The following is a 1,877-nucleotide window of genomic DNA, read 5'->3' on the forward strand; positions in this document are numbered from 1 at the left end:
GTCCATGAGCACCAGCCCCACGTTCTGCGGGGCGTTGAGGGCACCGTAACGCATGACGAACTCGTCGTAGTAGGTGTTCAGGTTCGAGCGAAGCGTGGCATTTTCTTCTTGCCGTTCGGCTTCATAGGCATACAACTTTTCGTAGGTGTCGCGGACATGGATGTAGGCCTGCGCCTTTTCTTTGGACAGAAGAGGTAGATCGAGCGGAGAGAAGACCGCACCATAGGGTGTGAGGTCTTTGAGTATGCCGACCTGATTGCCATAGTCCAAGGAATACTCCTCCACAAGCGTACCCTCCTTGTAATGGGGTTGCAGCTTTTGTGTCAGCGCACGGGGTGCGAGCATTTCTTCTTTTGAAGGTGTCAGAGTAGGAATGTCCGATATGGGAGCGGTAGTATGTGTTGTCTCTTCCTTTTTCTCTCCCTCTGCATTCTCTTTCTCCGCATGCTCCCTTGATACAATGGTATCCTTATCCGCCTGCACTTCCAGCCTACCTTCCTGTAAGGCTCTTGCCCGCTGTTCGGGTGTCATGTCCATCATCACCTCATAAAAGCCGTTGATGGGCGGGTTAGTCTCCCAGTCGAGTCCGGCATAGAGGTCGTTTGCTTCCGACTTCGGCGCGGCATCAAACAGGCTTCTTTCCTTGGGCTTGCTCTTGGCTGCTTTCTCTTTTGCCTTTAGCTTTGTCTTCGTTTTCTCCGCTTTCTCCCTTTTCTGTTTCTTGCCCGTTGTAGCCTGTTTTTGTTCCGTTACGGTAAACTCCCAAAGGTCGAACAAGGTCAGCACGGGATTGGGAGAACTTGCCTGCTTCAGCTGCCTTTCTCTGACAGTTTCAGAAGAAGTGTCTTCCCTTTCTACAACTTGTGCCTGCACAGGAGAAGCCAAAACATTCTGTACAGAAGTTCTTTGCAAAGATGCACGTTGTGTTATCCCTTCCGGCTTCACTCCCTGCCCATATCGCTGTAAGTCCAATCGCATTTGGATATCCTGCGACAGTATTCCGCGTAGGTCACGGGCGATGCCCTCCACGCCGCCCTCGTGCAGATAGACCATCGCAGGTTTTCCGTAAAGGTCGGTGGAGCGCTTTTCTTCGGTACGGACGATGCGGTCGGGATGGCGGAGGAAATACGCATTCGTCGGGATGCCATTTTGGTTGTCTCTCGTAGGCTCAGCCAGCAGCTTTTCGTCTTCCGAAAGTTCCTCCTTACCGATACGTTTTTGTAAGACGAGCAAGTCGCAGCCTGCCTCCGTTCCTGCATTTTCAGTAAAAAGGTTGTTGGGCATGCGGATGGTAGAGAGCAGGTCGGCTTGGTTCAGCATCAGGTGGCGCACGGCACTGTTGCTGTCGGCATTCAGCACGCCCTGTGGAACAAGAAGCGCGACGATACCACCGTCTCTCACCGTGTCCAGTGTTTTCAGGCAGAAATAATTGTGTATCTTCTTGGCTGCTGCTCTGCGCACCGCCGAACCTTTCTCGAACTGTGCATCGAACACGGCAACATCGCCGAAAGGAACGTTTGAGACTGCCACATCGAAGTAATCCTTGAAAGGCTTTTCTATTCGCTCAAAACCTTCGATGCGCACCCGCTGTTCGGGATAAAGATGCGAGAGTATCTTGCCCGCCAGCAGGTCTTTCTCAAATGCCATGACCTCCGCCTGTGGGTTGTCCTTCAAAAAGGCATCCACGAAAGCCCCACGACCGGCTGAGGGTTCCAACACACGAAGAGGGGCGATACCGTTTTCTTTAAATACGCCACTGATAGTCTCCGTTATCTCGGCAGGTGTATAGAACGCTGTAAGTACAGAGGACTTCAGGCTGTCCACGTATCGCTTGTATGTCCGTTCATCGGGACTGTTCTCGCGGATCAGCCGGTGCA

1 protein-coding gene is annotated in these 1,877 nt (G+C 52.5%); it reads right to left on the reverse strand.

Annotation, left to right across the window (positions count from 1 at the left end):
• The coding region (locus tag BN93_RS14875) for an N-6 DNA methylase (protein ID WP_044261044.1) at window positions 1–1,877 on the reverse strand (1,877 nt) is incomplete at both ends.

This window comes from Prevotella conceptionensis 9403948, from assembly GCF_000312305.1.
GTDB classification, from domain to species: domain Bacteria; phylum Bacteroidota; class Bacteroidia; order Bacteroidales; family Bacteroidaceae; genus Prevotella; species Prevotella conceptionensis.